The 3512-nt window shown below is 33.3% G+C and carries 3 protein-coding genes; 1 reads left to right on the forward strand and 2 read right to left on the reverse strand.

The features are described 5' to 3' along the window. The first annotated feature begins 1336 nt into the window (after positions 1-1336). On the forward strand, positions 1337-1879 hold the full coding sequence (locus ACNSTQ_RS22770; RefSeq protein WP_418202035.1) for a replication/maintenance protein RepL: 543 nt from the start codon (positions 1337-1339) through the stop codon (positions 1877-1879). A 301-nt stretch (positions 1880-2180) separates the two neighbouring features. Here ACNSTQ_RS22770 and ACNSTQ_RS22775 read toward each other — a convergent pair whose 3' ends face one another. After that, on the reverse strand, positions 2181-2657 hold the full coding sequence (locus tag ACNSTQ_RS22775) for a hypothetical protein (protein WP_418202036.1): 477 nt from the start codon (positions 2655-2657) through the stop codon (positions 2181-2183). 328 nt (positions 2658-2985) lie between these two features. Further along, the coding region (locus ACNSTQ_RS22780) for a DNA-binding protein (RefSeq protein WP_418202037.1) at positions 2986-3512 on the reverse strand (527 nt) is incomplete at its 5' end.

Here is a 3512-nt window from a genome sequence, read left to right on the forward strand (position 1 = left end):
TAAAAAATTCTTTGTTCCTTGTCATTTCGTTCAAACGTATAATCTAATTTTTCCATTGCTAAACACCATTGTCTCAACGTACTTGTATTAATATCTACTTTTAAAGCAACTTCCTTTGCAAAATATCCAATCGTATTTACCCCGTTCATCATCCGTTCACCCCTCTCTTCTCAAAAAACTATTTCGTTACCAACCACATATAAACCTCTTTCTAACTCTTTCCGCTTCGCCTTTCAGCCAACTGTTACCTTTACTTCACACAAACTGATGTTGTTTGTGTGAAGTAAAGGTATTTATGTAGCGATAGCAAAATAAAAAGGAAGGTTGGAAGGCAAGCGGAACAACTTATCCAATATAAAAAACTTAAATCCATATAAATAGTTTTTTAAAGCTTAATTTAATATTAATTTAAATAAAGTCACCGGAAAGAATAGTTTTTATCTTCTCTTAAAAGGGCCCTACCTTGGGCGTTGCCCAAACCCACTGGGGACATTATCCCCAGACCCCCTTAAATCGAACTCCCCAACCCCTCAATCCTTGAGGGGCTCCCTCGCCGGTAGGCAAGACGAAAAACGAGTTTTCGTCAATGCCAAGAGGGTTCTGGTGCGGCTATTATGTCAACTCCTTAATGCTCCCTTCGGTCCGCTTACCGTTGACAGACGCCAAATCATTGCATAACGCTCAAAATTGGCTTTTAAGAGGTTTTAAGTTGCCTTAGGTGTAAATCTCTCCTATTTATTAAATAAACGTATACGAGCCAATATGAAGACAAAGAGACCCCGCAGTACTGCGGGGTCTCTTTGTAAAAACATGGTTTTCCCCTTATCGGGTTGAAAGAGTGAGGCTTGAGGGTGAATGGCGGTAGCCAGAGGGAGATTAGTCTCCCTTTTTATCTAAACATGATCTAAGAGCTTATTAAGCTGCTAGCTCCAGCGTTTTTGCGTGTTACACTGGCAAGTCACGAGCGGATAATTTTTGTGTCTTATCGGTCTATCAGTCGCTCGGCATAGCCAACATTACACGCAAAATTTCTCTGTACAAGGAGGACGGGTGGAGATTTTTTGAGTGGGTTTCTCAAAAAATACTACCCAAACCTTGTACAGAGAAAAGCTCTTTAGGAGATATAGAAAGCGAAATACTAGAAACATTGATATTTATAGGGATTCAAGAGTTAATAGGTAACATAGCTTGTGATACCTATAGGTAACATAGCTTGTGATACCTTTGGGTGGTAAAATATATCAAAAAAGTCTTTACATATATCAATTTTTGTTATAGGATATAACATAAATTATACATAAAGATAACAAAAATAAAATCCCTAGGAGGAGCGTGAATGGACAGAACAGAAGAACAAAAAGTTACTATGGAATTAACTATGGATGAATTTCAAAGACTTCAAAAGCTTTTAGATCTTGATAAGAAAGCAGAAAGAGAGGAACAACAGCAAGAAAAAGATAAAAAAAACCATAATTTCATTCAAGTTTACAGAGATCATATGCCTGAACTTCGTTGGTTGATGGCAAATCATAACTTTGCAAGTTCTCTTTTGTTTTTTATTATTGAACATATGGACAACCGAAATGCTCTAGCTTGTTCTTATGCTGTTTTTGAAGACTATTTTGAGAAATCAAAAATGACTATTTACAGAGGAATTAAAACACTTCAAGAAAACGGTTTTGTAGATGTTTTAAAGATGGGTACTTCAAACGTTTATTTAGTTAATGAAAACCTTGCTTGGACTGATAAAAATACAAAGAAGAAATATGCTAAATATGAAGGGAAAATCCTTGTCAGTAAAAAAGAAAACAAAGATTTCGAATACAGAAATCAATTTGATCGTTTAAAATCTCTAAAAGAACGTGAGAACTTAAAATAAAGAGGAGTAGGGGGAGACTAATTAATGGATTTACTAAGAATTGAAGGTTTTAGATATATTTTATTTTGTATTATTTTATTAATTCTTCTTGCTTTAAACGTTTTATCTACTAGTGTATTTTTTATAAGCTCAGCTTTATTTGTACTCTTAAACTATTTTATATCTAAAAAAACAAACTTTAATAAACCTCTTAAAAATATTTATTTCAACATGTTTTTTGTAGGTTTTGTTATATTAACAGTAATATTAGTGAACTATCAAATAGGCTTTAATTAAAGCCTATTTGATAGCTTTAAAGTTATCAATTAAAAACTGCAGTATAAGATATTTGATGTACTCTCTTTTTAGGAATACCTCCACCATCTTTTAAAGCATCCGTTTGATATCTCCATTGATAAGTAACAGTCCATCCTTTTATATTTCTTTTCTTCGCACTTAGATAAACTTGGTTACCTGCAAAATTTAATGCATCTGCCCCCCATGTTATTTGTGACCCAGGAATTAATCTTAACCCAATTGTTTTTAGGCCTTTGTTAATTGCGCTATGAGTTAAACCAGCTCCAGCTACATAATGGGCTCCAGCTGCTGAAGCAAAGTCTCTAGCTGAAATATATCCAACCTCTTTATGAGTAACACATGGGTTGTATTTCGCTAAAGCTCCGCTATAGGGATTTTTACAAGATGCAGATACTGTTTGAACATTCTCAGGGAAAACCAAATTATAGCTAGTTAACATTAATGCTACTGCTACAAATGAAATAAAATATTTCTTTAACACAATTACACTTCCTTTTCTGTTATTAAATTACTTTTTCAGGAACATTATACCATGTTTGTATAATGATAGCTTCTCAGAAATTATATAAGTTAGTATTTTTTTAACTTTTAATCATTACATTAATCGATCATATCGACCCGGATCTCTATCCGGATGTAGGTCAAATACCATCCGGATAGAGACCGGATGTACGAAAAAAACATACGGATGTAACCTGTATAGAAAAAATAAAGTGGAACCTCTTTGTCTTTCACGGAACCCAACAGGCACAGCCTGTTGGGTTCCCTTATGCTCTTTCACTATTAAAAGCATTTGATAGTATTTTTTCTCAATTTCTTTTAAACCATTTTGAAAAAAAGCTTTGTTTTATTTCTGATGTTGCTGCTATTTCTAAATATTTTTGTTCCTCATCATTCTGTTTTTTTCTAACTTGATTAACAAGTTTTAAATCATGCTGTTCAATGGCATTATTTATTCGTCTTTCAAAACCTTCAAGCATAATTTCTCTTTCATTTTCAATCGCTCTATTAACTGATCTTTCTATAATTCTTTCTAATTCTTGAACCGATATCACTACATTATCGTGTTCATACCCACGAACGCTTGACGTCTTTTCAGAGTTCTTTTCATATAAATACCTTGATACAACAGTCTTTATCGCATTATCACGATTTCTTGTTTTACTAATTTCTCTTTTTACTTCAAAGAACATATTAATATCGGATTCATAAAAAATTCTTTGTTCCTTGTCATTTCGTTCAAACGTATAATCTAATTTTTCCATTGCTAAACACCATTGTCTCAACGTACTTGTATTAATATCTACTTTTAAAGCAACTTCCTTTGCAAAATATC

Source organism: Alkalihalobacterium sp. APHAB7 (assembly GCF_048323755.1).
Lineage (GTDB): Bacteria > Bacillota > Bacilli > Bacillales > Bacillaceae_F > Alkalihalobacterium.